This window comes from Curtobacterium sp. VKM Ac-2889 (assembly GCF_015350855.1).
Classification (GTDB): domain Bacteria; phylum Actinomycetota; class Actinomycetes; order Actinomycetales; family Microbacteriaceae; genus Curtobacterium; species Curtobacterium poinsettiae.
The window spans coordinates 222,126-245,080 of sequence record NZ_JADKSC010000002.1; the positions used below are offsets into that span (position 1 = coordinate 222,126).

The following is a 22,955-nucleotide window of genomic DNA, read 5'->3' on the forward strand; positions in this document are numbered from 1 at the left end:
TGGGTGGGACGGGCGGGCGGTCAGTCGGTCAGTCGGTCGGTCAGTTGCGCGGGAACCGGAAGGTGCGGACCTCGTAAGCGTCGACGGCGAACGAGGACGCATCGGCGTCGGACGACGCGTCACCGAGCGGTTCTTCGAGCAGGGTCACCTCGACGCCAGCGCCGAAGGTCGCCTCGTCGGCCGACACCGCGATGCCCCCGGTCCCCCGCTGCCCGGACGGCTCGTAGACGCGCACGACCAGGTCACCGGACCGGTCGTCGGCGAGCTTGACGCTCGACAGCACGACGTCGCCGGAGACCTGCACCAGCGGGTCGAAGCCGTGCGCCCCGGTGATCGTCCGCGCGCCCGCGTTCATCCGCACGCCGGCCGACGTGGCGCCGAGCTGGTCGGTGCCGATGACGATGCCGTAGCGGTGCGTCTGCACGCCCTGGTCGGTCTCGGGGTCCGGGAACCGGGGTGCCCGCAGCAGCGACAGCCGCACGGTGGTGGTGACGTGCCCGTCGACGGCGTCGCGCGTGGTGTCGAAGCCGTGGATCGAGTCGTTCACGAGCGCGACCCCGAAGCCCGGTTCGGACACCAGCACGTAGCGGTGCATGGAGGTCTCGAACTTGGCGGCCTCCCACGAGGTGTTCGTGTGCGTCACCCGCTTCTGCCCGCCGAACTGCGTCTCGGCGACGGTGTGCTCGGCGCGGACGTCGAGCGGGAACGCCACCTTGAGGAACTTCTCGGTCTCGTGCCAGTCGGTCACCTGGTCGAACTCCAGGGTGCGGGACCCGGGCGCCAGGACGATCTCCTGCGTCACCGTCGAGTCGCCGAACGCCCGGGACACGACGACCCGTGCGACCCCGGACTCGTCGACCGACGCGGTCAGCCCGGTGGTCGCCACGAGGTCCTCGACGCGGTTGCGGTAGTACCGGTCGACGTCCCACGCGTCCCACATGTTCGGGAAGTCCTGGTGCAGCTGCAGCAGGTTCGCCGCCTGTCCGGCCGCGATCGCCTCGCGCCCGCTCGCCAGGTCCACGGCGCTCGTCACGAGCCCCTGCGCGTCGACGACGACCCGCACCAGCTCGTTCGCCAGCACGTACCCGCCGTCCTGCTCGGTCAGGGACACGGCGGTCGCCGCCGCCACGTCGGTCGCCACGACGGCACCCTGCGCGGGTGCACCGGCCTGGAGGAACGGGGCCGGGTTCACGACGACGGCCGCGTCCCCGGTGCCGGCGAGCGCCGAGAGCGCCCGGTCGATGATCGCGGTCAGCGCCGCGGCCGTCTCGGCGTAGCGCTCGACCGCTTCGCGGTGCACCCATGCGATCGAGGTGCCCGGCAGGATGTCGTGGAATTGCTGGAGCAGGACCTGCTGCCACAGGGCGTCGAGCTCGTCGTACGGGTAGGCGAAGTCGGTGCGGGCGGCGGCGGTCGCGGCCCAGAGCTCGGCCTCGATGAGCAGCTGCTCGCACCGGCGGTTGCCCTGCTTCGTGCCGTGCTGGCTGGTCAGAGTGGCGCGGTGCAGCTCGAGGTACAGCTCCCCCACCCACACGGGCGGGTCGGGCAGCTCGGACTTCGCCCGGTCGAAGAACGTGTCGGGGTGCTCCCAACGGACCTTCGCGCTGCCCTCGAGGTCGGCCAGCCGTGCGGCGGTGCCGGTCATCTCGCGGGTGGTACCACCGCCGCCGTCGCCCCAGCCGACGGGGGCGATCGAGCCGGTGGCGACCCGGTTCTCACGGAACTGGCGGGAGGCCTTGGCGACCTCGCTGCCGGACAACCGCGAGTTGTAGGTGTCCATCGACGGGAAGTGCGAGAACACTCGTGACCCGTCGATGCCCTCCCACAGGAACGTGTGGTGCGGGAACTTGTTCACCTGGTTCCACGAGATCTTCTGCGTGAAGAACCACTCGAAGCCCGCGCGGCGCATGAGCTGCGGCAGCGCCGGCGAGTACCCGAAGCTGTCCGGCAGCCAGACGCCCTTGGGCCGGATGCCGAACTCGCGCTCGAAGAACCGCTGGCCCTGCGAGAACTGCCGGACGATGCTCTCGCCGGTCGGCATCACGGTGTCGGACTCGACCCACATGCCGCCGATCGGCAGGAACCGGCCGGCCTCGACCGCAGCCTTGACGCGGGCGTAGACCTCGGGGCGGTGCTCCTTGATCCACGCGTACTGCTGCGCGCTCGACATGCCGTACAGGAAGTCGTCGGTCTGGTCGATGAGCTCGGTCATGGTCGACGTGGTGCGGGCGACCTTGCGGATGGTCTCGCGCACGGGCCAGAGCCAGGCGGAGTCGATGTGGGCGTGCCCGACGGCCGAGATCGTGTGCGCCGAGGCCTCGGCGGGAGCGGCGAGCACGTCGGCGAGCGCCGCACGGGCGTCTCCGGCGGTCTCCGGGATGTGCTGCAGGTCGAGCGCGTCGAGGGCGTCGTCGAGGGCCTGCAGGATCCGCATGCGTCGGGGTCCGGCGGGCAGCTCGGCCTGCAGTTCGAGCAGGACGTCGATGTCGAGGGCGAGTTCGTGCACCTCGGACTCGAAGACGGCGAGCTCGATCCGGCGGGTGGCGTAGAGGCGCTTCGAGGACGAGGTCTGCACGTCGCCCTCCTGCGTCGGCAGGAAGGGGTGGTAGTCGAGCAGGACGGGGTTCGACGCGGCCTCGACGAACAGTTCGACGGTCTCGCCACCCTCGGCCCGTTCGGTGACCAGGACCCACTGGTTGCGCGGGTTGATCGACTTCACGGGGGTGCCGTCGGCCAGGTACACGAGCCCCTCGCACTGGAACCCGGGCATGTTCTTGTCGAAGCCCAGGTCGATCACGGCCTCCACCCGGTGCCCGGCCCACTCGGTCGGCACGGTCCCGGTCAGCCGGAACCACGTCGTGCCCCAGGCCGCGCCCCACGGGGTGCCGACCTCGTAGGGCTCGAACGTGAGCGCGAGTCCCTCGGCGGGGGCGATCGGCTCACCGGGGAGCTCGTGCCAGGCAACGTCGAGCGGCGTCGCCGTGGCGTGCACCGCGGAGGTGATCCGCTCGTCGAGCACCCGTCGGGCGCGTCCGGTGGTGAGGGGGATGTCGTCGTGCATGGGGCCTTCCGGGGTCAGGGCGTGGTCGCGGGGTGGGCGACGCGGACGGTGGTGGTGTCGAGGTCGGACGGCACGTCGACGCAGCGGTCGATGCCACGGTCGGCCAGCAGTGCCGTGTCGGACAGTCGGGAGCGCAGGACGACCTGGGGGCCGCGGCCGTCCGGCGCGGCCTCGGCCAGCGCGAGCCAGGCGGCGGCGAACCGCCCGCCGGGGGCGCAGTCGGCGCGGGTGCCGTGGTGGTCGGTGCCGTCGGTCAGCACGTCGTCGAGGACGAGTGCGGTGGCCGGCGGTGCTGCGGGGGCGTCGCGGGTGTGCTCGGCACGGGCGAGGGCGGCGAACGCCTCGCCGACGGGCTTCAGGCGTCCGTCGTTCGTGAACAGCCCGAGGTCGTACTCGAGCTCGGGGAAGTCGGCGAGGGACCGCGCGACGTCGTGGGAGCACCACCACGTCACCCCGAGCACGTGCTGCGTGTCGAGGACGTGCCGGATGGTCTGCTCGGTGAACGCGGCGGCGTCGGCGGGGTCGACGACGTTGGTGGGGGCGCCGACCTCCTGCAGCCAGTTCGGCCGGGCGGCGTCGCGGTTCCAGGCCGCGGCGAGCTGGAGCAGGTACTCCCCGTGCCGCACCGACCCGGGCCCGAGGGCGCCGTGCAGGGCCGCCGAGCCGTTGAACACCCACGAGTGCGTGACCGTTGCGTCGCCGTGGTCCGCCGCGTGCTCGGGGCCGAAGGGCTGGGCGTCGTCGTACCAGGCCGCGTCGTACTGCGCGACGGTGACCAGGGGCCCGGGACGCGACCCGGTGGCGGACGGGACCGACGAGGCGGCGCCGAGCCGCGCCTCCAGACCAGATCCCAGCCCCGCTCGCGCCGCCGCGACCATCGCCGCCGCCCACGCGTGCCCCTGCTCCGCCGTGACGGCGTGCGGGGCGGGGTGCGGCGCGTGCGCGAACTGGTTGACCTCGTTGCCGATGGTGATGCCGAGCAGGTTGGGCTTGTCGGCGACCGCTCCGGTGAGCGCCCGGACGTACGCGGCTGTCGACGCGACCACGTCCGGGTCGGTGAACATGTTGCGGCGGTGCCAGCTGTCCAGCCAGGACGGCACGAAGTCGAAGCTCGACAGGTGCCCCTGCAGCGCGTCCACGTTGACGTCGAGCCCGAACGAGCCGGCGAGGTCGACGACCGTCGCGACGTCGTCGAGGGCCTGCTGCCGGATGAGGGTCCGGTTCGGCTGGACGACCGGCCAGAGCGGGAAGATCCGCACGTGGTCGGCGCCGATCGACGCGATGGCCTCGAGGTCCCTGGCGGTGTCCGACCGCGAGAAGTCGAGCCACGAGTGGAACCAGCCGACCGAGGGCGTGTAGTTGACCCCGAAGCGCATCAGCCCTTCACACCGCCCTCTTCGACGCCCTTGAAGAAGAAGCGCTGCAGGACGGCGAAGATCACGGCGATCGGGATGAAGGCGATCATGGTGCCGGCCGCGATCATCCGCTGGTCGGTGGCGAACGTGCCCTGCAGGTACTGCAACCCGACGGTCAGGGTGAGGTTCTCGGGCGACTGCAGCACGATGAGCGGCCAGAGGAAGTCGTCCCACGCGCCGATGAACGAGAAGATCGCGATGACCGCGATAGTCCCCTGCACAGCGGGCAGCGAGATGTAGCGCAGACGTTGCATCGCGTTCGCGCCGTCCATCACCGCGGCCTGGTCGATCTCCTCGGGGATCTGCCGGAACGCGTTGAACATGAGCAAGACGTTGAGCGCCGCGATCATGCCGGGCAGGGCGACGCCGACCAGGTTGTCGGCGAGGCCGAGGTCCTTCACGGTGACGAACTGCGAGATGATCGTCGCCTCGCCGGGCAGCACCAGGGTGCCGAGGAACAGGCCGAGCACGAGCTTCCGGTGCCGCCATTGCAGACGGGCGAGGGCGAAGCCGGCCAGGGTCGCGAACACGATGTTGCCGAGCACGTCGATCGCGGCGACGAGCAGCGAGTTGCCGATGTACCGCCACACCGGGATCGCGGCGGCGACCTTCAGGTAGTTCTCGATGGTCGGTTCGGACGGGATGAACGACGGGTTCGCCGTGTAGATGTCCTCACCGGCGCCCTTGAGCGACGTGGACAGCTGCCACAGGAACGGGCCGATCGTGATGAAGAGCACCACGATGAGCAGGACGTAGCGGACCACCTTCTCGCGGGTGGACATGACGCCCCAGACCGCGCGGCGCCGCTTGCGTCCGTCGTGTCCGCCCCGTCCGTTCCGCCTGGAGGCCCGTCCAGCGCCCGTCGCGCCGGTCACGTCCGGCGTCGGGCTGGCGGCACCCTGCGCGCCGCCGATGACGGGTTCGGTCGTGCTGGTCGTGTTCGTCACTTGTCCGCCTTGCTGTTCATCCGGGCGAGGGCGAGCATCGGCACGAGCGTCACGACGAAGAGCAGGAGGCTCAGTGCGGACGCGTAGCCGAGGTTGCCGGTGAAGCCGCGGGCGTACTGCTGGATGAGCATGACGAGCGAGTTGTCCTGCCCGCCGGGCCCGCCGGTGCCGTTGGTGAGGATGTAGAGCTCGCTGAACACCCGGAGCGCAGAGACGCACACCAGGATCCCGACGAGCGTCATGGTGCCGCGGACCCCGGGCATCGTGACCGACCAGAAACGTCGGACCGCGCCGGCGCCGTCGAGGGCGGCGGCCTCGTGCAGGTCCTTGCCGACGTTCCCGAGGGCAGCCAGGAAGATGATCATGTAGTAGCCGAGCCCCTTCCACACCGTCAGGCTGATGGCGCTGAGGAGCAGCAGCCACCGGTCGGTCAGGAACGGGACGCTGCCCTGCACGACGCCGAGGGCCTGCGCCATCTCGTTGATGACACCGCGGTCGTCGAGGATCCACGTCCAGATGAGCCCGACGACCACCGCGGACGCGATGACCGGCGTGTAGAACGCGGTGCGGAAGAACGCGATCCCGGGCAGCTTCTGCTGCACGAGCACCGCGATGAGGAGCGGGAGGACCGTCAGCAGCGGCAGGCACACCGCCATGTAGATGACGCTGTTGAGCAGCGCCTCCCACACCTGCGGGTCGGCGAGCAGGGTCTCGAAGTTCTTGACCCCCACCCACTGGCTGACGCCGCCGAGCGGGCTGGCGTTCGTGAACGACAGCCGCACCGTGTTGATCGATGGCCACAGGCTGAACGCGACGAGCCAGATCAGTGCCGGCAGGACGAGCAACCAGGGTGTGTACCAGCGGTTGGCGCGCATGGCGATCCTCCCTCTTCCTTCGTCGGGGCCGGATCAGCCGTTGGCCAGCAGGCTGTTCATCTTGGTCTGGGCGGTCTCGAGCGCCTGCTTCGGCGCCACCTGCCCCTTCATCGCGAGCGCGATCTGCTGGTCGAGGAAGTCCGTCATCGCGGAGTTCGCCTCGACCGGGTTGATGACCTTCGCCGACTTCAGGGCCTCGTTCGCCAGGACCCGGGCCTCGCCGTTCACGGTGCCGTCGTCCTTCGAGAAGTACGGGTCGGACTGCGACGACGTGGTGGACGGGAAGATGTTCACCTTGTGGGCGAACGCCTCCTGGTTCTTCGCGTTCGTCATGAACTTCGCGAAGGCCTCGGCGGTGGCGAGGTGCTTCGACTTGCTCGACACCGACAGGCCCTGCACGTAGAGCGGCGGGGTGTCGAGTGCGGGGCTGACGGTGACCTTGCCCTTGAGCGACGGGTTGTTCTTCTCGAAGTCGGCGAGCGAGGTGGCGCCACCGGTCGTCCAGGCGACCTTGGCCTGCGTGAACAGGGTGGAGTTGCCGAGGTAGTCGCTGTTCAGCACGTTGGAGGGCATGTAGCCGTCCTGGTACGCGTCCTTGTAGCGGTCGATCAGGTCGGCGGCCTTCGACGAGTCGGCGAAGGTGAACTTCGTGCCGTCGGCGTTGAGCACCTTGACGCCGGCGAGCGTGAAGTCGCCGAGGCCGGGCTTCCGGCTCATCAGGTAGTCGGTCGGGCAGTTGTCGTGCATGGTCTTCGCCTGCGTGAACAGCTCGTCGGTGGTCTTCGGCGGGTTCTTCGCGTCGAGGCCGCACTTGGCGAACATCGTCGAGTTCCAGTAGTTCACGTCGGTGTTGAGGTACCAGGGGTACCCGAACGTGCCGTCCACTCCCTTGTACTCGTACGAGTCCACCGCGCCGGCGACGTACGTGCTGGCGAGCTTCGAGTCGTCCTTCGCGACGTCCTGCAGGAACCCGCGCTTCGCGAGCGGCAGGGCGATGTCCGGCGGCAGGTTGATCACGTCGGGCAGGCTGTTCGACGAGGCCTGGCTGAGCACCTTGTCGGCGTACCCGTCGCCGGGCTGGTCCTGCAGCTTGACCTTGGCGTCCGGGTGGGCTTCCTCGAAGTCCTTGATGACCCCGTTGAGGTACCCCGTGTAAGTGGGCGTGAGCGCCCAGGTCTGCAGGGTGATGGTGCCGCTGATCTCGCCGCCGCCGTTGTCGGCCGCGTTCCCGCCGCTCGAGCAGCCGGTCAGGACGAGCGCCGTGGCGGCGGCCGTCGCGAGCAGCGCGGTGGCGCGGCCCCTCGTCATGCGTGTGGTGGTCCTCATGGCGTCTGACTCCCTCGTCATAACTGAACCGGTTCAGCAGCAGTCACCGAACTCGTGTGTGGCAGCCACTGTGAATGACTAAAGCGCTATAGTCAACCCCGTGGCCACCAAGCGTCGAACGACGATCGCCGACATCGCCGCGCGGGCCGGCGTGTCCATCAGCGCGGTGTCGTTCGCGTTGAACGACCGCCCCGGCGTCTCCGACGAGACCCGTCGCCGCGTGCGCGAGATCGCCCGCGAGCTCGACTGGCAACCGCACACCGCGGCCCGGGCGCTCGGCGGCGCGAAGGCCGGTTCCATCGGGTTCGTGCTGAACCGCCCGGCCCGGACCCTGGGCACCGAGTCGTTCTTCGGCGACCTGATCTCCGGTATCCAACTCGGCCTCGCCGGCACCCACGTCGGCATGAACCTGCTCGTCGCGCGCGACGCCGAGGAGGAACTCGAGACCTACCGGGACTGGTGGCGAGGCCACCGTGTCGACGGCGTGATCGTGATCGACCCCCGTCGCGACGATGCCCGGCTCGCCCTGCTCGCCGACCTCGGCATGCCCACCGTCGTCGTCGGCTCGCACCCTTCCCCCGACGGCGCCGCCCCCACGGTCTGGATCGACGACTCGGACGCCACCGACACCGTCCTGCGGTACCTGCACGCGCTCGGGCACCGGCGCATCGCCCACGTCGCCGGGCGGCCCGAGTTCGAGCACACCGCGATGCGCATGGACCGGCTGCGCGCCTTCGCCGCAGACGAAGGGCTCGACGACACGGTGTCCGTACCGACCGACTACTCCGCCGAGGCCGGCGCGAGCGCCACCCGGACCCTGCTGTCCCGGAGCATCCGACCGACCGCGATCGTCTACGACAACGACGTGCTCGCCGTCGCCGGGCGTGGCGAGCGAGATGGGCGTCGCGGTGCCCGGGGACGTCTCGATCGTGTCCTTCGACGACTCGGCGATGATCCGGCTCGTCCGCCCCGCGATCACCTCGCTCACCCGCGACACCGTCGAGCTCGGACAGCGTGCGGCGACCCTGCTGCGCGCGCAGATCGACGCGAGCACCCCGCTCCCCTCACGCCCGGGTCCCTCGCTCACCCTGAGCGTCCGCGAGTCCACCGGCCGCGCCCCCGCCTGACCCGCACCGGACGTCGGCGCCGACGACCCGCTCCCGCCGCCGCGCCCCACCTGACCCGCTCCCGCCGCCGCCGCGCCCGCCGCCGCTCCCGAAGCGCGGCGCGGCTGCCTGCATCTGGCGCACGCACCGCACTGCACTGCGCCGACGCGGGACGACGTGGTCTTCTCCGCGCCGTGACGGTTCTGGTTCACGAAACCCGAGGATCGCGAACCAGAACCGTCATCGACGCGGAGCGGAACCTCCTTCTCCGGCGGGCAACGGTCACCGGCGGTTCGTCGGGGGTCGGACCCGCTCGAGTGCCCGCCGCATGGACGACGTCGTACTGAAGCCGAAGCGGGTCGCGACGTCGGACGGGCGGTCGCCCCGCGCGAGTGCGCTCCGGACGGCGAGACTGCGGTACCAGCGGCCGAGCTGCGCGGGCGAGCATCCCGTCGCTGCGACGCACCGGCGCTCGAGGGTGCGCTCCGACATGTCGATGTCGGCGAGGAGCGCCCGCACGGATGGTTGACCGGCCGGATCGAACAGGCGGTCGAGGATCCGCGCGAGACCGTTGTCGCCGAGCATCGGGGGCGGGTTGTCGCGGAGCACCGTCGTGACGACGAGCCGGGCGAGGGCCTGCTGCTGCGCGCCGTGCCACCTGCCGCCTTCGAGGTGCCCGACGTGGCGCAGCGCGAGGCCGACGTCGGGCGAGGGAGCGCCGGGCGGGCCGGTCGTCGCGACGAGTGGGAGCGCGAGGACCTCGTCGGCGAGCGGGCCGAGCGTTGCGGTGCCGACGTCGACGATCGCGATGTCGTCTCCGCGCCGGATCCAGACGGAGCGGGACCGCGTCGCCACCCAGACGTGCGTGCCCGTCGGTTCGACGTCGAGCGTCCATGCCTCGTCGTCGGAGCGGACCTCGGCGCCCGGCCCGACCTGGAGCCCGACGGCGTCGATCAGTGCTCGGAGCGCATCACCCATCCGACGAGCGTGATCCACGGGCAGGACGCGCGGGCGTGGAGCGGGCAACCTGTGGAAGAGGGGGGATAACCCCACCCGGGGTGGGGAGAGGGCAGGATGGGGGAACGGCTCCGCGATCGCGAGGCTGGATGCATGACCGACACCGACCGCCTCGACCAGGCGCGAACCGTCCCGCTGGACGACGTCACGCCTTCGCCCGACCAGGCCCAGACCGTCCCACTGGGCGAGTCCGTGCCCCCTGGAGCCACCAAGCCGATGCCCCAGTACCCGCGCCAGCACCAGCACCAGCACGACACCGGGGACACTCAGGGTGCCCGGCAGTCCCCGCCGGCGTCGTGGAGCGCCACCCCGCGCGTCGGGTCCGGCCCGGTCGGCGACCCCGGCTCGGGTCGTGGGTCCGGCATGACCGCTGGACAGTTCTACCGTGACGCGTGGAGGCGCCTGCCGCGGGACTTCGGCTACATGGCACTCACCGCCGTACTGCTCTGCACGCTGTACTTCGCGTTCCCGGCGGCGGTCTTCGGCGGCGGCTTCCGCGACCTGTTCAACCCGTTCGTCCTGCTCATGTTCTTCATCGCGCTGTTCGTGGCGCGGTGGCTCGGACAGTTCGAGAAGCTCCGCATGAGCTGGGCCGACCGACGCCCGATCCGCCCGGTGGACTGGACACCCCGCTGGCAGCAGAACTGGTGGACCCGCACCGGCTCGGCAGTGGCCAACCCGCACTACTGGCTCTACCTGCTGCACGCCGCGGTCGTCTACCCGCTCGTCGCGGTCGCGACCGTCGGGACCGGTGCACTGCTGCTCGTCGGCTTCGCCTGGCCGATCGTCGTGGGCGGACTGTACTTCGCGAACAACGTCCGGGTCGGCTACTTCACGGACAGCGTCGGGTTCGTGACCGGCGTCGGTGCCCTCGGCCTGCTGTCGATGACCGCTTCGGTCGTGCTCTTCCCGCTCTGGGCCCGCGGGTCCGTCCTCGCGCACTACTGGGTCGACTTCGGCCTGCTGGGTGGCTTCCGGGCCGAGCAGCTCGAGCAGCGCGTCGCCGGCCTGCAGGCCTCCCGTGCCGGTGCCGTCACCGCCGAGGGGCAGGCGCTCCGCCAGATCGAGCGCGACCTGCACGACGGCCCACAGCAGCGGCTGGTGCGGCTCCGCATGGACCTGTCCGCCGCCGAGCGCGCCTTCGAGAAGGACCCCGAGAAGGCCAAGCAGCTCATCGGTGAGGCATCCGAGCACGCCCAGGACGCCCTCGACGAACTGCGCGCACTGTCCCGCGGCTTCGCCCCGCCGATCCTGCTCGACCGCGGACTCGTCGCGGCGCTCGAGGCACTGGTCGCCCGCACCCCGATCCCGGTGGGCCTGGACGTCCGGCTGCCCGAGGGCCTGGAGCTCGCCACGGAGATCCAGCGCAACGTGTACTTCACGGTGAGCGAACTCCTGACGAACACGATGAAGCACGCCGGCGCCACCACCGCCGGGGTGTACCTCGGCCTGGTCGTCGACGCCTCGGGTCTCTGGTACCTGACGGTCAGCGTCACCGACGACGGCCGGGGTGGCGCACGACCGCAGCAGGGCCACGGGATCGAGGGCCTGATCGGCCGCATGCGGGCCCTCGACGGCGACCTGGTCGTCTCGAGCCCCGAGGGCGGCCCGACCGAGGCCACCGCCCGGATCCCCCTCGGAGCCCTGAACGGCGTGCCGACGGCGGCGAACCAGCGGTCGTGACCCCACGGGGGCGCCCGCGCTCCCACTAGGCTGGTCGGCATGACAGACGGCCCGGATGCAGCACGCATCCGGGCCGTCGTCGTCGACGACGCCGTCCTGCTGCGCGAGGGCCTGGCCCGCGTGCTCGACGAGGCCGGCATCGACGTCATCGGGCAGTACTCCGACGCCCGGGCCTTCCTGGCGACCCTGCCCGACGGTGCGCCGGACGTCGTGGTGATGGACGTGCGGATGCCGCCGACCTTCACCGACGAAGGGGTCCGCGCTGCCGTCGAGACCCGCCGGATCGCTCCACGGACGGGCGTGCTCCTGCTCTCCCAGTACGTCGAGGCCACCTACGCCGAGGACGTCCTGGCCGCCGGCGCGACCGGCATCGGCTACCTGCTCAAGGACCGTGTCACCCGGCTCGAGGAGATCGACGACGCCGTCCGCCGCATCGCCGCCGGAGGCACCGTGCTCGACCCCGAGGTCGTCACGCAGCTGATGAGCCGCCGCCGCGACCCGCTCGCCGCGCTCACCCCGCGCGAGCGTGACGTGCTCGGGCTGATGGCCGAGGGCCGCACGAACGCCGCGATCGCCCGCGCCCTGGTGATCGGCACCGGCGCCGTCGAGAAGCACGTGTCGAGCATCTTCGGCAAGCTCGCGCTCGAGGACACCGGAGAGGACCACCGCCGTGTCCTCGCCGTCCTCGCCTACCTCGGATGAGCCGAGCCCTGTGATGAACCGGGTCCCCGCGCCCCTGCTGGCCCTCACCGCGATGGTGTCCGTCCAACTCGGCGCCGCCATCGCGAAGACCCACTTCGACGACGTCGGTGCGGTCGGGGCCGCCACGCTCCGGCTCGTCATCGGTGCCGTCGTCCTCGCCCTGGTGGTCCGTCCACGCGTCCGGCACTGGACGCGGGCGCAGTGGCTCGGTGCGGTCGGCCTCGGCCTGGCGCTCGGCGGCATGAACGTCTTCATCTACCTGTCGTTCGCGAGCATCCCGATCGGTGTCGCCGTGACGATCGAGTTCCTCGGGCCGCTCGCCCTGTCGCTCGTGCACACTCGGCGCTGGCGTGATGCCCTGTGGGCGGTGCTGGCGCTCGCCGGGGTCGTGCTGCTCGGCGTCGGCCCGACCGCGGTGACCGAGGTGGGCGGGGTCGTCTGGGCGGTCCTCGCGGCCGGCTGCTGGGCGGGCTACATCGTGATGAACCGGCACGTCGGCGCCGCGATCCCCGGTGTCGACGGGCTCGTCGTGTCGATGGTGGTCGCGATGCTCGTGTCGTTGCCGTTCGGGCTCCGGTCCGCGGTCGACGGTGTCGTGCGCGAACCGGCGCTCCTGCTCGTCTTCGGTGCCGTCGCCGTGCTGTCCAGCGTGCTGCCGTACGCCCTCGAGATGCTCGCGCTCCGCCGGATGCCGACACGGGTGTTCGGGGTGCTGCAGAGCCTCGGCCCGGCGATCGCCGCCCTGGCCGGCCTGGTGGTGCTGGCCGAGGGGCTGTCGGTGCTCGAGACGGTCGCCCTGGCGTGCGTCACCGCCGCGAGCGTCGGCGTGACGCTGTCGGCGCGTCGCCGACGTGGCGGACCGGTGGGGTGAACGAAGAGGAGGCCCGGATCACGTCCGCCGACGGCGGTGCGTGATCCGGGCCTCCTGAGAAGTCCGTCTACTCGTCGCGCAGGAAGTCTGCGTACGTGGGTTCCGACTGCTCACCCGACAGCAGGGCCGGATCGTTGATCCGACGCTCGACGTAGGCGCTGATGACCTCGGGCGGGGTGAGCACGTGGGCGACCCAGGACGGCACCGCTGCGTTCTTCATGGTGCCTCCTTCGTGAGCACGGGTCCGGACCGAATGCCTCGATCAGTGAGTTACTTGCTGAACCCGTGTTCGCTAAACCATCCTCGGGGTGTGGGCGGAAGTCAACGCAGTGCGTTCTGCGGACTCCGGTTCGCGCTGTCCCGGTCGGCACGGAGCGTGCGGTGCTTCACCGCGGAACGCCACACCCACGCCTCGGCCTGCTGCCCGAACTGCGCCCACTCCACGAGCACGGCGTCGCGGGTCCAGCTCTTCGCGAAGGCCTTCACCCGAACGTGGAAGGTCGGGAACTGGATCCACGCCCAGACCGGCTTCGGGGTGACGGCGTGGCAGACGTCGTCGCCGCGGGCGTCCTCGGACAGGGAGTAGGCGCGCGGACGCTCGACCTCCGGGTGTTCCGGGGGCTGCCACCGGTTCTCGCGACGCCGTCCCACGACGGTATTCGAACGTGTGTTCGAACAGCCGTCAAGTCGACCGCGCCGTCTGGACGACGACCCGGTGCCCGACGGGCGTGTCGCCAGGGGCGCCGAACCGCGGGGAACGTGTTCCGCTGGCGCCGCCCCGGGGCATAGGGTGCGGGCATGCAGAGCAGCACGGGGGTACGGGTGGTGTCGGCGGCCGCGGTGGTGGCGGCGCTGGTGTTCGGAGCGGCCGGACTGGTCGGGACGGTCTGGTTGGCGCCCTGGGACCTGCCCCGCGGGCTGCTCCTCGGCGCCACGGTCGTCGGGGGCATCGCCGGCGTCGTCGTGCTCGTCGCCGCGGTGCGTGCTCGGGACCGCCGGGCGCTCACGTTCGCGGTGTCCGTGCTCGCGTTCGCGCTCGTGTCGCTGGTTCCCGGACTGTTGATCGACGTGTTCCTCGTCGTCGCGCAGGCGGCGCTCGTGGCCTTCGGCGTCGTCACGGTCCGGAGCGAACCGGGTGCGCAGCGGGCCTTCGGCTGGATCGTCACGGTGGCGGCCGCGGCGTGGTTCGTCACCGCACTGCTGTCGAACACCGTGCTCCTCACGGCACTCCCGCAGGAGTCCCTCGGCGTGGCCTTCGCGGTCCCGGGCCTGCTGCAGACCGTCGCGTACCTGGCCGCCGCGGTGCTCGTCGCCGTGCCGCTGCTGCGCCCGGTGGGCCGCGGCGTCGGCGTGCTGTGGGCCTCGGCCGAGGTGCGCTGACCCGGACTCCCGCCCGCCTCAGCCCACGCGGGCAGCCAGACGCTCGGAACGCCGTCGTGCCTGCTCCCCGGGGTCCGGCACCGGGGCAGCCTGGATGAGCCGTCGTGTGTACGGGTCCTGCGGCGAGCGCAGGATGGCGTCGCGCGTCCCCTGTTCGGCGACCCGGCCCCCGTGCAGCACGACGACCCGGTCGCACAGCGTGTCGACCACGGCCAGGTCGTGGGTGACGAACAGGCACGCGAACCCGAGGCGCTCCTGCAGCTCGCGGAACACGTCGAGCACGCGGGCCTGCACCGACACGTCGAGTGCGCTCGTCGGCTCGTCGGCGATCAGGAGCGCGGGGTCGAGCGCCACCGCGCGGGCGATCGCGACGCGTTGCCGTTGGCCGCCGGAGAGTTCGTGCGGGTAGCGCTCGGCGTACACGCCGTCGAGACCGACGTCGGCGAGGAGCCGCTCGACCCGTTCCTCGACCTGCACCGCCGGCAGCCGGAGGATCTGGCGGAGCGGCTCGGCGACGGTCTGCCCGACGGTGTACCGGGGGTTGAGCGACCGGAGCGGGTTCTGGAACACCACGCCGACGTGCTGGCGCATCTGCCGTCGGGCGGCTCGTCGTGCGCCGGCGACGTCGGTGCCCTCGATGACCACCGAGCCCGAGGTGATCGGCGCGAGGCCGACCGCGGCCCGGCCGATGGTGGTCTTGCCGCTGCCGGACTCCCCCACCAGGCCGACGATCTCGCCACGGCCGACGGTGAACGACACGTCGTCGACGGCACGGAACCGGCCCCGCAGGGCGCCGCCGTACTCGACCACGAGGTGCCGGACGTCCAGGACGGCGGCCGGGGGCTCCGTGGCGGAGCCGAGCCGGGCCTCCAGACCGGACCCGGTGCCCATGCGCGGGACCGCAGCGAGGAGTTCCCGCGTGTACTCGGCGGACGGTGCGGCGAAGACCGCCTCGGCGGTGCCGGTCTCGACGACGCGGCCGCGGCGCATCACGACCACGCGGTCGGCGAGGTCCGCGACGACACCCATGTCGTGGGTGATGAGCAGGATCGCGGTGCCGGTGCGTTCACGCAGCGCGCGGAGGACGTCGAGCACCTCGGCCTGCACGGTGACGTCGAGGGCGGTCGTCGGCTCGTCCGCGATGAGCAGGTCCGGGCCCGCGGCGAGCGCCATCGCGATCATCACGCGCTGGGCCTGCCCGCCGGAGAGTTCGTGCGGGTACTGGCCCAGGCGGCGTTCGGGTTCGGGGACCTCCACGGCGCGGAGCAGCTCGAGCGAGCGTTCCCGGACGGCGGCGCGGTCGTGCGGGCCGCCGGTGCGTCGGACCGCCTCGGCGAGCTGGAACCCGATGGTGAACACCGGGTTCAGGGCCGCGGACGGGTCCTGGAAGACCATCGACACGCTGCGGCCCCGGACCGACCGGAGGGTGCGCTCGTCGGCGCCGATGACCTCGAGGTCGCCGAGCCGGATGCTCCCCGAGGCACGGGCGCCGTCGGGGGCGATGCCCATCGCGGTCATCGCCGTCATGCTCTTGCCGGAGCCGGACTCCCCCACGACGGCGACGACCTCGCCCCGGGCGACGGTGAACGAGGCGTCGTCGACGGCACGGACGACCTCGCCGTCGACGTCGAAGGTGACGGTGAGGTGCTCGACGGTCAGGACGTCGGTGGTGCCGCTCATGGGGTCTCCGGGGGGTCGGTGTCGTCGCGGGCGGCCTTGAAGGCCTCCCACTCCTCGAGCATCTTGCGGTGGTAGCCCTGCAGCCACTGCATGTAGTCGCGGCCGTTGAGCAGACGTTCGCGGACCTCGGCGTCCACGTCGCCCGTGCCGGTGCGGCCGGCCCCCTCGACGACGGCGAGCCCGCGGCCGATGATGTCGCGCTGCCGGTCGAGGTACTTCCGTTCGCTGGCGAGCCAGGAGCCCCAGACGTCGGCCTCGGCACGGAAGTAGTGGCTGCGCTCGCCGGGGACGATGTGGCGCTTCACGAAGCCGGAGTCGACGAGCCGTCGGGTGGCCATCGACACCGACCCCGAGCTGGCACCGAGCGCTGCCTGCAGGTCGGACGACGACGAGTGCGGTGCGCGGGTCATCATCAGGTAGCCGAGCACCCGGGCGTCGGTGAGGGGCATGCCCGCACCGTCGTTGAGCATCAGGGCGAACTCCTCGACGAACGCCTGGCGCTCCGGTCCGAGCAGCCGGTCGTCGTCGGCGTCGGTGCCGACACCGTCGGTGCCGTCGGTGCCCCGGTCGTCGGTCACGAGGCCAGTCCGGCGGCCACCTCGGGTCGTTCGTCCGGGATCGACCACGGCTCCTGGGACATGCCGCCACCGCCACGGATCGCCCGCACGGTGCCGTCGTCGTCGCGGGTGTAGGTGATGTCCTCGTCGACGGAGCCGAAGCGGTTGCCGTGGGTCATCCGCAGGGTGTCGGCGTCGACGACCTCGAGCCGGGTGGGGGTGTCCATCGGCTCGGGGCCGGACGGGTCGACCTCGACGAGCCGGTCACCGATCCGGGCGACGTCGGTGACGCCCCACGGGTTCGCGAAGCGTCCGGTGAACGTGGTGGTGTCGACGTCGTCGGGCACCGGGGTCCCCGGGGCGCCGGTGTCGGCCGCGGCGTCGAGCATGGCGATGACCGCGGTGGCGATGACCGTCGCGGGTCCGGCGGCGGCGCTGGTCAGCACGGACACGACGAGCCCGGACGCCGGGTCGAACATCGACTGGGTGATGTGGCCGGGGAACCCACCGGAGTGGCCGCGGATCTCGCGTCCGCCGATCCGGTCGACGATGAACCCGGCGCCGTAGCCGCGGGCCGCGGGGTCGTCGGTGGCGCTCCAGGCCTTCCGCTGTGCGAGGCGCTTGGAGTGGTCGTCGAGCAGGGTGCCCTGCCCGATCACGTGCTGCGAGAAGTAGCGGACCAGGTCGGACGCGGTGCCGTGGAACCCGGTGGCGGCGGCCATCGCTCGGGTGTCGACGTGGTCGATGCGCTGCCGGTGCCGCGCGGTGTGGAACCCGGTGTACCCGACAACGAAGTCGTCGGCGCGTGCGGGGTCCCAGTCGGGGCCGGTGTTCCGCAGGCCCAGGGGTTCGGTGATCGACTCGCGCACGAAGTCGTTGTACGACTGCCCGGACACCGCGGCGATGACGAGGCCGAGCAGGGAGTAGCCGAGGTTCGAGTAGTTGAACGACGAGCCGGTCGGTACCTTCTGGCCCCGGTCGAGCACGAGCGCCAGGAGTTCCTGCTCGTCGGGGAACGGGCGGAGCAGGGACCAGTAGTCGCCGTCGTGTCCGTCGCGGATGACGCCGGCCCCCATCTCCATCAGCTCGCGCAGGGTGGCGTCGGCGAGCGGGGAGCCACCGTCGACCAGTGCCGGGACGTACGTGCCGACGGTGTCGTCGAGCCGGAGCGACCCGCGCTCGGCGAGCTGCAGCAGGGCCGTCGCGGTGAAGGTCTTCGAGTGCGAGGCGATGCGGAACAGGTCGGTGGTGGTCAGGCGGCGCCCGGCCTCGACGTCGGCGTAGCCCCAGGCCTCGTCGAACAGGACCTCGCCGCCGAAGCCGACGGCGACCTGCACGCCGGGCACCCGCAGCTGCCACACCTTGTACGACACCCACTCACGGATGTAGGGCAGGGTCTTCCGGTAGGCGGAGAGGGTGTCGGTCACGGTGGTCCTTTCGAGGGGCGGTGGTTCGAGTCTGGCGCGTCGATCGCTGCGGCGTCCGCCGCGACGCACGTCAGCGCCGACGTGGGTCGAGCGCGGCGCGCAGCGTGTCGCCGAGCGCGATGACGGCGAGCACGGTCACGGCGAGGAACGCCGCCGGGGCGATGAGCATGTGTGGGGCACGGAGGAACTGTGACGTCGCCGCGGACAGCTGCAGCCCCCACGAGATCGCCGGACGCTCCAACCCGATGCCGAGGTAGGTCAGCGACGACTCGGACACGATGACCCCGCCGATGGTGATGGTGGCGAGCACGAGCAGCGGCGAGATCGACGACGGCAGCACGTACCGGGTGGTGATCCGCCACGTCGACAGCCCCATCGTCCGGGCGGCGAGCACGAACTCGGCGCCCCGGACGCTGCGGACGCTCGACCGCACGAGCCGGGCCATCGTCGGCCAGCCGAACAGGGCGAGCACGAGCGACACGGTGAGCACCGACCGCTCCCCCACGCTGTTCAGCACGACGACCGCGCCGAGCAGGAACGGGAACCCGAGGAACACGTCGGTGAGCCGGGCGAGGACGGCGTCGACCCACCCGCCGACCATGCCCGCGACGGTCCCGACGACGACCGCGACCATCCCGGCGAGCAGGGTCGTGAGCACCGCGACGGCGATCGACGACCGGGTGCCCCAGATGACGTTCGCGTACACGTCGCAGCCCTGCAGGTCGAAGCCGAACGGGTGCCCGGCGGTCGCTGACGCCCCGCTCCGGCCGAGGTCGCACACCCGCGGGTCGCCGTGGCCGAACAGTCCGGCGAACAGCTGCGGGAACGCCGCGATGAGCAGGACCACCACGAGCACCGACGCGGGCACCCAGAACCCCGGCGTCCGTGCGGCGGCGAGCAGTGGCCGACGCCGGACCCCGACGACGGGTTCGACGGTGGCGCCGAGGGCTTCGGTGGTCATCGGGAGGCTCCTGTCCGGACGCGCGGGTCGAGGGCGGCGTGCAGCAGGTCGACGAGCACGCTCGTGACGAGGAACACCAGGATGAGGGCGGTCGAGATGCCGACGACGACGGCACCCTCGTGCGAGCGGATGCCCTGGAACAGCAGGTTCCCGACGCCCGGCAGGTTGAAGATGCCCTCGATGATGACGGTGCCGCCCATCAGGTACCCGAGGTCGGTCGCCAGGTAGGTGGCGGTGGGGATGAGCGAGTTCCGCAGCACGTGCACACCGACGATCCGGCCCGGCGCGAGCCCCTTCGCGCGGGCCGTCCGCACGTAGTCGGCGTCGAGCGTCTCGATCATCGACGTCCGGGTGAGCCGGGACACCGCGGCCAGGCCGAACAGGGCGATCACGAAGGCCGGCAGGACGTACGCGGTCGGCCACCCGGCGGTGACGCCCGCGACCGGGAACCAGTCCAGCCGCACCGAGAACACCAGCTGCAGGGCCACGCCGAGCACGAACACGGGGACGGCTCCGACGACGATGGTGCCGACGAGCACCGTCTTGTCGAGCACCGTGCCGCGCTTGAGCGCCGAGACCACGCCGAGTCCGATGCCCAGGACGATCTCGAGCGCCCACGCGCTGAGCGCCAGCGTGATCGTCACCGGCCAGCGCGAGGCCATCTGCTCGCCGACGGACTGCCCGTTGAAGTCGGTGCCGAAGTCACCCCGGAACAGGCCGCCCAGGTACTGCACGTACTGCAGCCACAGCGGCTGGTCCAGGTGGTACTCCGCCCGCAGCGCCCGCACGACCGAGTCGGTCAGGGGGCGCTCGCCGCCGAGGGCCTTGATCGGGTCGCCGGGCAGCGCGAACGTCATCGCGTAGATGAGGAAGGTCACCCCGAGGAACACGATGACCAGGCCGCCGAGCCGGCGACCGACGGCGAGCGTCGGACGCATCACGCGCCTCCCGACACGGCCGCCGACACCGGACGGGAGGCACGGGTCGGGTCCGCCACGTGGCTCGCGCCGGCGAGGATCGCCCCGTACTGCACGCCCACGAGCTTCCCCACCGGGATCGGCTCGGCACCCGTCGACGCGTCCGCCTGCCAGTGCGCGTACCGCTCGGCCAGGCGGTCGCGGAGCCGCCGGAGCGGCGCGGACGCCGTGCCGGCGGTCGTCTCCGCCTCGACGGCGCGCAGGAGCATGCCGCCGTAGCGCAGGCGGAAGCAGCGGACCAGGTCCTCGCAGCCGAAGCGCTCGGCGACGGTGGCCGTCCGGTCCGCCGGTTCCCGTTCGGCGCGGCGGCGGTCGGTGTCAGCCATCCCGGCGAGCATCGGCACAAACGCCCGGGAGGCCTCGACGAACGGCGACGGGATCGAGAGCATCGGCGACGCCTCGTCGAGGAACGCCTGCAGTTCCGCACCCGAGGCGCCGAGCTCGTCCGCGCACCGGCGCAGCAGGTCGGCGTACGACTCGTCGGTCGCGGTCTGGTCGTCGGCGTCGGGGTGGCTCCAGTACGGCAGCTCGGCCACCATGCAGAGGGCCCCGTGCCGCATCGCCCACGCCGCGCTCGACCCGCCGTGGATGTGCTCACCCGGGTCGACACCGAGCTCCTCGAGGTAGGCGTACGCCGTCTCGATGCCATCCATCGCGAACACCGCCGGTGCGAGCTCCCGCAGGTACGGGGACTCCGGCTCCCCGGTGTCGAGCGGCAGCCCGAGGGCGGCCGGCACCGCGTGCAGGGTGTCGACGACGTCGGGCAGGTCCTCGGACAGGTAGTAGTAGACGCCGCCCATCTCGCCGTTGTGCAGGCTCACGAGCAGCTCCGGCTCGGTGTCGTCGATGAGCCGCATGAACGCGAGCGTCTCGGGCAGCACCTGGTCGAAGTACACGGACCTGTAGCTGTTCGGGAACGTCCACTCGACCTGGCTGTCCGGGGCTGGCCGGTAGAAGTGGCGCGAGTAGAACACCCGGTCGTGCGGGTCGTGGAACCACGCCTCGTTGAGCCGCATGCCGTCCGGGTCGATCGTCGGGACGATGTACCAGGTGACGTCGAGCGCCTGCACCCGCTCGTCACCGAGGGCCGTCTCGGCGAGGTGCAGCGCCGTCCACGAACCGATCGGCTCGTTCGGGTGCACCCCGCCGACCACGACGGCCGCGTGCGACCCGGTGCCGATGCGGTAGCTGTGCAGGGGTTCGCCGAGGCGGCTCGTGCCGATCCGGGTGACCGTGACCCGGTCGGGGTGCGCCACGGCGAGCGCGGCGAACCGGGCGTGCAGGTCGTCGACGAGCGGGAAGCCGTCGTGGTCGGGGACGTCGCGGACCAGGTCGAGGACGGTGTGCTGCTCCATGCTCCGCCCTACTTCACGGCGATCTGCGCGATCACGGGGCTGCCCGCCACCGCCGGCAGCTTCGCGATCTTGTCGCTCGTGACGTACGAGTACTTGTCGAAGAAGGTCGGGACGATCGGGAAGTCCTCGAGGACGGCCTGCTGCGTCTTCGTGTAGTACCCGTTCGCCTCGTCCTGGGACCCGGCGGAGTCGGCCTTCGCGAGCAGCGAGTCGACGTCGTCGGACTGGTAGTACCCGGTGCACGGGGAGCACCCGCCGGCCGTGGTGAACAGCGCGCGGAGCGTGTTCTGCTGGCTGATGTAGAGCGCGCCCCAGTGCCCGAAGTGCGGGCCGGCGACCTTCTTGTCCGTGAGCTCCGAGTAGTACGACGCCCAGTCGGTGGTGGCCTTCGCCTCGGCGTCGACGCCCAGGTTCTGCCGGATCTGGTTGGCGTACGCCTCGTACAGGGAGTCGAGGCCGGAACCGCCCGGGTAGACGAGCGTCATGGTGCCGTCGAACCCGCCGGCACCGGCGAGGAGCTTCTTCGCCGCCGCCGGGTCGAACTCGCAGGCGTCGCCGCAGATGCCCTCCTCGGTGCCGGACATCGACGGCGGGGTCAGTGCGGTGGCCGGTTCGTACAGACCGCCGTAGATGGCGTCGTTCACCTGGTCACGGTCGATCGACATCGAGATCGCGCGGCGCACGTCGGGGTCGGAGTACCGGTCGTCCCACAGCGGGAACCCGAGGTAGTCGATGCCGGGGGCGTCGAAGGAGTGCAGGCGGTCGCCGAAGTCGGCCTTCGCGCTCGTCATCTTGTCGGTCGGCAGGAACAGCACGTCGGCGTTGCCGGCAAGGACGTCGGTGTACGCGGTGTTCATGTCGGAGTAGCTGCGGAAGGTCACCTCGTCGGTGGCGGGCTTCGTGCCCTCGTAGTCCTTCCAGGCCGTGACGGTGAACTCCTGGTCCGCCTTCCATGCCTTCGTCATCTCGTACGGGCCGTTGCCGATCGGCTTCTCGTCGTACGCCTTCAGGTCGTCGTAGGCGGCCTCGGGCATCGGGTAGAACGCGGTCTGGGCCTGGCTGAGCTGCAGCGGGAACTGGCTGTCCGCGTGGGTGAGCGTGACCGTGAAGGTGTCCTTGCCGGTGACCTTGAGCCCCGACATCTCCTTGGTCTTGGGGGTGCCCTTCGCTGGGTTGAGGTCGGAGTACCCGACGATCCCGGCGAGCTGGCCGCTGTTCTCCCATGCGTTCGGGCCGTAGGCGACGTGGTTCCAGGCCTTCACGTAGCTCTCCGGCGTGACGGGCTCGCCGTTCTGGAACGTCCAGCCGTCCCGCAGCGTGATCGTCCACGTGGTGGCGTCGTCGCTCTCGACGCTCTTCGCCGCGACGTCGTGCAGGTCGCCGTCGGCGTCGGTCTGGGTCAGCGGTGCGAAGACGCTCATCACCTGGTCGAAGGCCACGGTCTGCCGGCCCGGGGTCAGGTGGTCGGGCTCGCCGGTCGCGTACACCAGGCTCGAGGGAGCGTCGTCGTCGGCCGTGCCGCCCGCCGAGCAGCCGGTCGCCACCAGGGCCAAGGTTGCCGCCGCGGCCAGCGCGGCGATCGTCCTGCGTCGCATGATCTCTCCTCGATCGGGTG

The 22,955-nt window shown here is 71.4% G+C and carries 20 protein-coding genes and 1 pseudogene; 6 read left to right on the forward strand and 15 right to left on the reverse strand.

The window, feature by feature from the left end:
- Positions 1–40: 40 nt before the first annotated feature.
- Genes ITJ50_RS06900 through ITJ50_RS06920 form a run of 5 tightly spaced genes read right to left on the reverse strand, consistent with a single transcriptional unit; the run spans position 41 to position 7,606 of the window.
- On the reverse strand, positions 41–3,061 hold the full coding sequence (locus ITJ50_RS06900; RefSeq protein ID WP_194590191.1) for an alpha-mannosidase: 3,021 nt from the start codon (positions 3,059–3,061) through the stop codon (positions 41–43).
- A gap of 14 nt (positions 3,062–3,075) precedes the next feature.
- Positions 3,076–4,437, reverse strand: coding sequence for a glycoside hydrolase 5 family protein (locus ITJ50_RS06905; RefSeq protein ID WP_194590192.1), 1,362 nt, complete (start codon positions 4,435–4,437; stop codon positions 3,076–3,078).
- On the reverse strand, positions 4,437–5,423 hold the full coding sequence (locus ITJ50_RS06910; protein WP_323749890.1) for a carbohydrate ABC transporter permease: 987 nt from the start codon (positions 5,421–5,423) through the stop codon (positions 4,437–4,439). The genes ITJ50_RS06905 and ITJ50_RS06910 overlap by 1 nt, the downstream gene beginning before the upstream one ends.
- Complete coding sequence (locus ITJ50_RS06915) at positions 5,420–6,298, reverse strand: carbohydrate ABC transporter permease (RefSeq protein WP_017886011.1); 879 nt, start codon at positions 6,296–6,298, stop codon at positions 5,420–5,422. Before ITJ50_RS06915 ends, ITJ50_RS06910 begins: the two co-directional genes overlap by 4 nt.
- A 33-nt stretch (positions 6,299–6,331) precedes the next feature.
- On the reverse strand, positions 6,332–7,606 hold the full coding sequence (locus ITJ50_RS06920; protein WP_194590193.1) for an ABC transporter substrate-binding protein: 1,275 nt from the start codon (positions 7,604–7,606) through the stop codon (positions 6,332–6,334).
- A 184-nt stretch (positions 7,607–7,790) separates the two neighbouring features.
- Here ITJ50_RS06920 and ITJ50_RS06925 point away from each other — a divergent pair.
- Positions 7,791–8,444 (forward strand): annotated as a pseudogene (locus ITJ50_RS06925) (LacI family DNA-binding transcriptional regulator); the annotation flags it as partial.
- 76 nt (positions 8,445–8,520) lie between these two features.
- On the forward strand, positions 8,521–8,751 hold the full coding sequence (locus ITJ50_RS17615) for a substrate-binding domain-containing protein (protein ID WP_267237832.1): 231 nt from the start codon (positions 8,521–8,523) through the stop codon (positions 8,749–8,751).
- 261 nt (positions 8,752–9,012) lie between these two features.
- Here the strand turns inward: ITJ50_RS17615 and ITJ50_RS06930 are convergent, their stop codons facing one another.
- Entirely contained in the window at positions 9,013–9,708 is a 696-nt protein-coding gene (locus tag ITJ50_RS06930) for a helix-turn-helix domain-containing protein (protein ID WP_194590194.1), read from the reverse strand.
- Positions 9,709–9,840: 132 nt separating this feature from the next.
- Here ITJ50_RS06930 and ITJ50_RS06935 point away from each other — a divergent pair, with 132 nt between their 5' ends.
- Genes ITJ50_RS06935 through ITJ50_RS06945 form a run of 3 tightly spaced genes read left to right on the forward strand, consistent with a single transcriptional unit; the run spans position 9,841 to position 13,003 of the window.
- Positions 9,841–11,430, forward strand: a complete 1,590-nt coding sequence (locus tag ITJ50_RS06935) for a sensor histidine kinase (RefSeq protein ID WP_194590195.1) — start codon at positions 9,841–9,843, stop codon at positions 11,428–11,430.
- A gap of 39 nt (positions 11,431–11,469) precedes the next feature.
- Positions 11,470–12,132 (forward strand): response regulator transcription factor, encoded by a 663-nt coding sequence (locus ITJ50_RS06940; RefSeq protein WP_042538529.1) that lies wholly within the window; start codon positions 11,470–11,472, stop codon positions 12,130–12,132.
- Positions 12,133–12,145: 13 nt separating this feature from the next.
- The gene (locus ITJ50_RS06945; protein ID WP_194590196.1) at positions 12,146–13,003 is read left to right on the forward strand and encodes an EamA family transporter; all 858 of its coding nucleotides are present in this window, start codon (positions 12,146–12,148) and stop codon (positions 13,001–13,003) included.
- Between the two features lie 67 nt (positions 13,004–13,070).
- On the opposite strand, the gene ITJ50_RS06950 is transcribed toward ITJ50_RS06945, so the two are convergent.
- Together ITJ50_RS06950 and ITJ50_RS06955 are read right to left on the reverse strand one after the other, a co-directional pair.
- Positions 13,071–13,223: a hypothetical protein gene (locus ITJ50_RS06950; protein WP_017886018.1), complete on the reverse strand. Its 153-nt coding sequence runs from the start codon at positions 13,221–13,223 to the stop codon at positions 13,071–13,073.
- Between the two features lie 101 nt (positions 13,224–13,324).
- Positions 13,325–13,654: a hypothetical protein gene (locus tag ITJ50_RS06955; protein ID WP_017886019.1), complete on the reverse strand. Its 330-nt coding sequence runs from the start codon at positions 13,652–13,654 to the stop codon at positions 13,325–13,327.
- A gap of 147 nt (positions 13,655–13,801) precedes the next feature.
- On the opposite strand from ITJ50_RS06955, the gene ITJ50_RS06960 reads away from it, so the two are divergent.
- Complete coding sequence (locus ITJ50_RS06960; protein WP_139179879.1) at positions 13,802–14,383, forward strand: hypothetical protein; 582 nt, start codon at positions 13,802–13,804, stop codon at positions 14,381–14,383.
- An 18-nt stretch (positions 14,384–14,401) separates the two neighbouring features.
- Here ITJ50_RS06960 and ITJ50_RS06965 read toward each other — a convergent pair whose 3' ends face one another.
- The 7 genes from ITJ50_RS06965 to ITJ50_RS06995 all read right to left on the reverse strand — a co-directional run bounded on the left by ITJ50_RS06965 (position 14,402) and on the right by ITJ50_RS06995 (position 22,935).
- Positions 14,402–16,063: a dipeptide ABC transporter ATP-binding protein gene (locus ITJ50_RS06965; RefSeq protein ID WP_042538533.1), complete on the reverse strand. Its 1,662-nt coding sequence runs from the start codon at positions 16,061–16,063 to the stop codon at positions 14,402–14,404.
- Positions 16,060–16,641, reverse strand: coding sequence for a GbsR/MarR family transcriptional regulator (locus ITJ50_RS06970; RefSeq protein WP_042538535.1), 582 nt, complete (start codon positions 16,639–16,641; stop codon positions 16,060–16,062). Before ITJ50_RS06970 ends, ITJ50_RS06965 begins: the two co-directional genes overlap by 4 nt.
- Positions 16,638–18,047: a serine hydrolase gene (locus ITJ50_RS06975; protein ID WP_323749891.1), complete on the reverse strand. Its 1,410-nt coding sequence runs from the start codon at positions 18,045–18,047 to the stop codon at positions 16,638–16,640. The genes ITJ50_RS06970 and ITJ50_RS06975 overlap by 4 nt, the downstream gene beginning before the upstream one ends.
- A 70-nt stretch (positions 18,048–18,117) precedes the next feature.
- Complete coding sequence (locus ITJ50_RS06980) at positions 18,118–19,008, reverse strand: ABC transporter permease (protein ID WP_194590197.1); 891 nt, start codon at positions 19,006–19,008, stop codon at positions 18,118–18,120.
- Positions 19,005–19,946 carry an ABC transporter permease gene (locus ITJ50_RS06985; protein ID WP_056071426.1) on the reverse strand — a complete coding sequence of 314 codons (942 nt, stop codon included), beginning with the start codon at positions 19,944–19,946 and terminating at the stop codon, positions 19,005–19,007. The genes ITJ50_RS06980 and ITJ50_RS06985 overlap by 4 nt, the downstream gene beginning before the upstream one ends.
- Positions 19,946–21,340 (reverse strand): M14 family zinc carboxypeptidase, encoded by a 1,395-nt coding sequence (locus ITJ50_RS06990; RefSeq protein WP_194590198.1) that lies wholly within the window; start codon positions 21,338–21,340, stop codon positions 19,946–19,948. The genes ITJ50_RS06985 and ITJ50_RS06990 overlap by 1 nt, the downstream gene beginning before the upstream one ends.
- Before the next feature lie 8 nt (positions 21,341–21,348).
- Positions 21,349–22,935 carry a peptide ABC transporter substrate-binding protein gene (locus tag ITJ50_RS06995; protein WP_040418899.1) on the reverse strand — a complete coding sequence of 529 codons (1,587 nt, stop codon included), beginning with the start codon at positions 22,933–22,935 and terminating at the stop codon, positions 21,349–21,351.
- Between the last annotated feature and the right edge of the window lie 20 nt (positions 22,936–22,955).

Bases quoted from the DNA above. Each gene is read 5' to 3' on its own strand.
- ITJ50_RS06900 (WP_194590191.1), bottom strand. From the start codon at position 3,061: ATGCACGACGACATCCCCCTCACCACCGGACGCGCCCGACGGGTGCTC.
- ITJ50_RS06905 (WP_194590192.1), bottom strand. From the start codon at position 4,437: ATGCGCTTCGGGGTCAACTACACGCCCTCGGTCGGCTGGTTCCACTCG.
- ITJ50_RS06915 (WP_017886011.1), bottom strand. From the start codon at position 6,298: ATGCGCGCCAACCGCTGGTACACACCCTGGTTGCTCGTCCTGCCGGCA.
- ITJ50_RS06920 (WP_194590193.1), bottom strand. From the start codon at position 7,606: ATGACGAGGGGCCGCGCCACCGCGCTGCTCGCGACGGCCGCCGCCACG.
- ITJ50_RS17615 (WP_267237832.1), top strand. From the start codon at position 8,521: ATGGGCGTCGCGGTGCCCGGGGACGTCTCGATCGTGTCCTTCGACGAC.
- ITJ50_RS06930 (WP_194590194.1), bottom strand. From the start codon at position 9,708: ATGGGTGATGCGCTCCGAGCACTGATCGACGCCGTCGGGCTCCAGGTC.
- ITJ50_RS06935 (WP_194590195.1), top strand. From the start codon at position 9,841: ATGACCGACACCGACCGCCTCGACCAGGCGCGAACCGTCCCGCTGGAC.
- ITJ50_RS06940 (WP_042538529.1), top strand. From the start codon at position 11,470: ATGACAGACGGCCCGGATGCAGCACGCATCCGGGCCGTCGTCGTCGAC.
- ITJ50_RS06945 (WP_194590196.1), top strand. From the start codon at position 12,146: ATGAACCGGGTCCCCGCGCCCCTGCTGGCCCTCACCGCGATGGTGTCC.
- ITJ50_RS06950 (WP_017886018.1), bottom strand. From the start codon at position 13,223: ATGAAGAACGCAGCGGTGCCGTCCTGGGTCGCCCACGTGCTCACCCCG.
- ITJ50_RS06960 (WP_139179879.1), top strand. From the start codon at position 13,802: ATGCAGAGCAGCACGGGGGTACGGGTGGTGTCGGCGGCCGCGGTGGTG.
- ITJ50_RS06965 (WP_042538533.1), bottom strand. From the start codon at position 16,063: ATGAGCGGCACCACCGACGTCCTGACCGTCGAGCACCTCACCGTCACC.
- ITJ50_RS06980 (WP_194590197.1), bottom strand. From the start codon at position 19,008: ATGACCACCGAAGCCCTCGGCGCCACCGTCGAACCCGTCGTCGGGGTC.
- ITJ50_RS06985 (WP_056071426.1), bottom strand. From the start codon at position 19,946: ATGCGTCCGACGCTCGCCGTCGGTCGCCGGCTCGGCGGCCTGGTCATC.
- ITJ50_RS06990 (WP_194590198.1), bottom strand. From the start codon at position 21,340: ATGGAGCAGCACACCGTCCTCGACCTGGTCCGCGACGTCCCCGACCAC.
- ITJ50_RS06995 (WP_040418899.1), bottom strand. From the start codon at position 22,935: ATGCGACGCAGGACGATCGCCGCGCTGGCCGCGGCGGCAACCTTGGCC.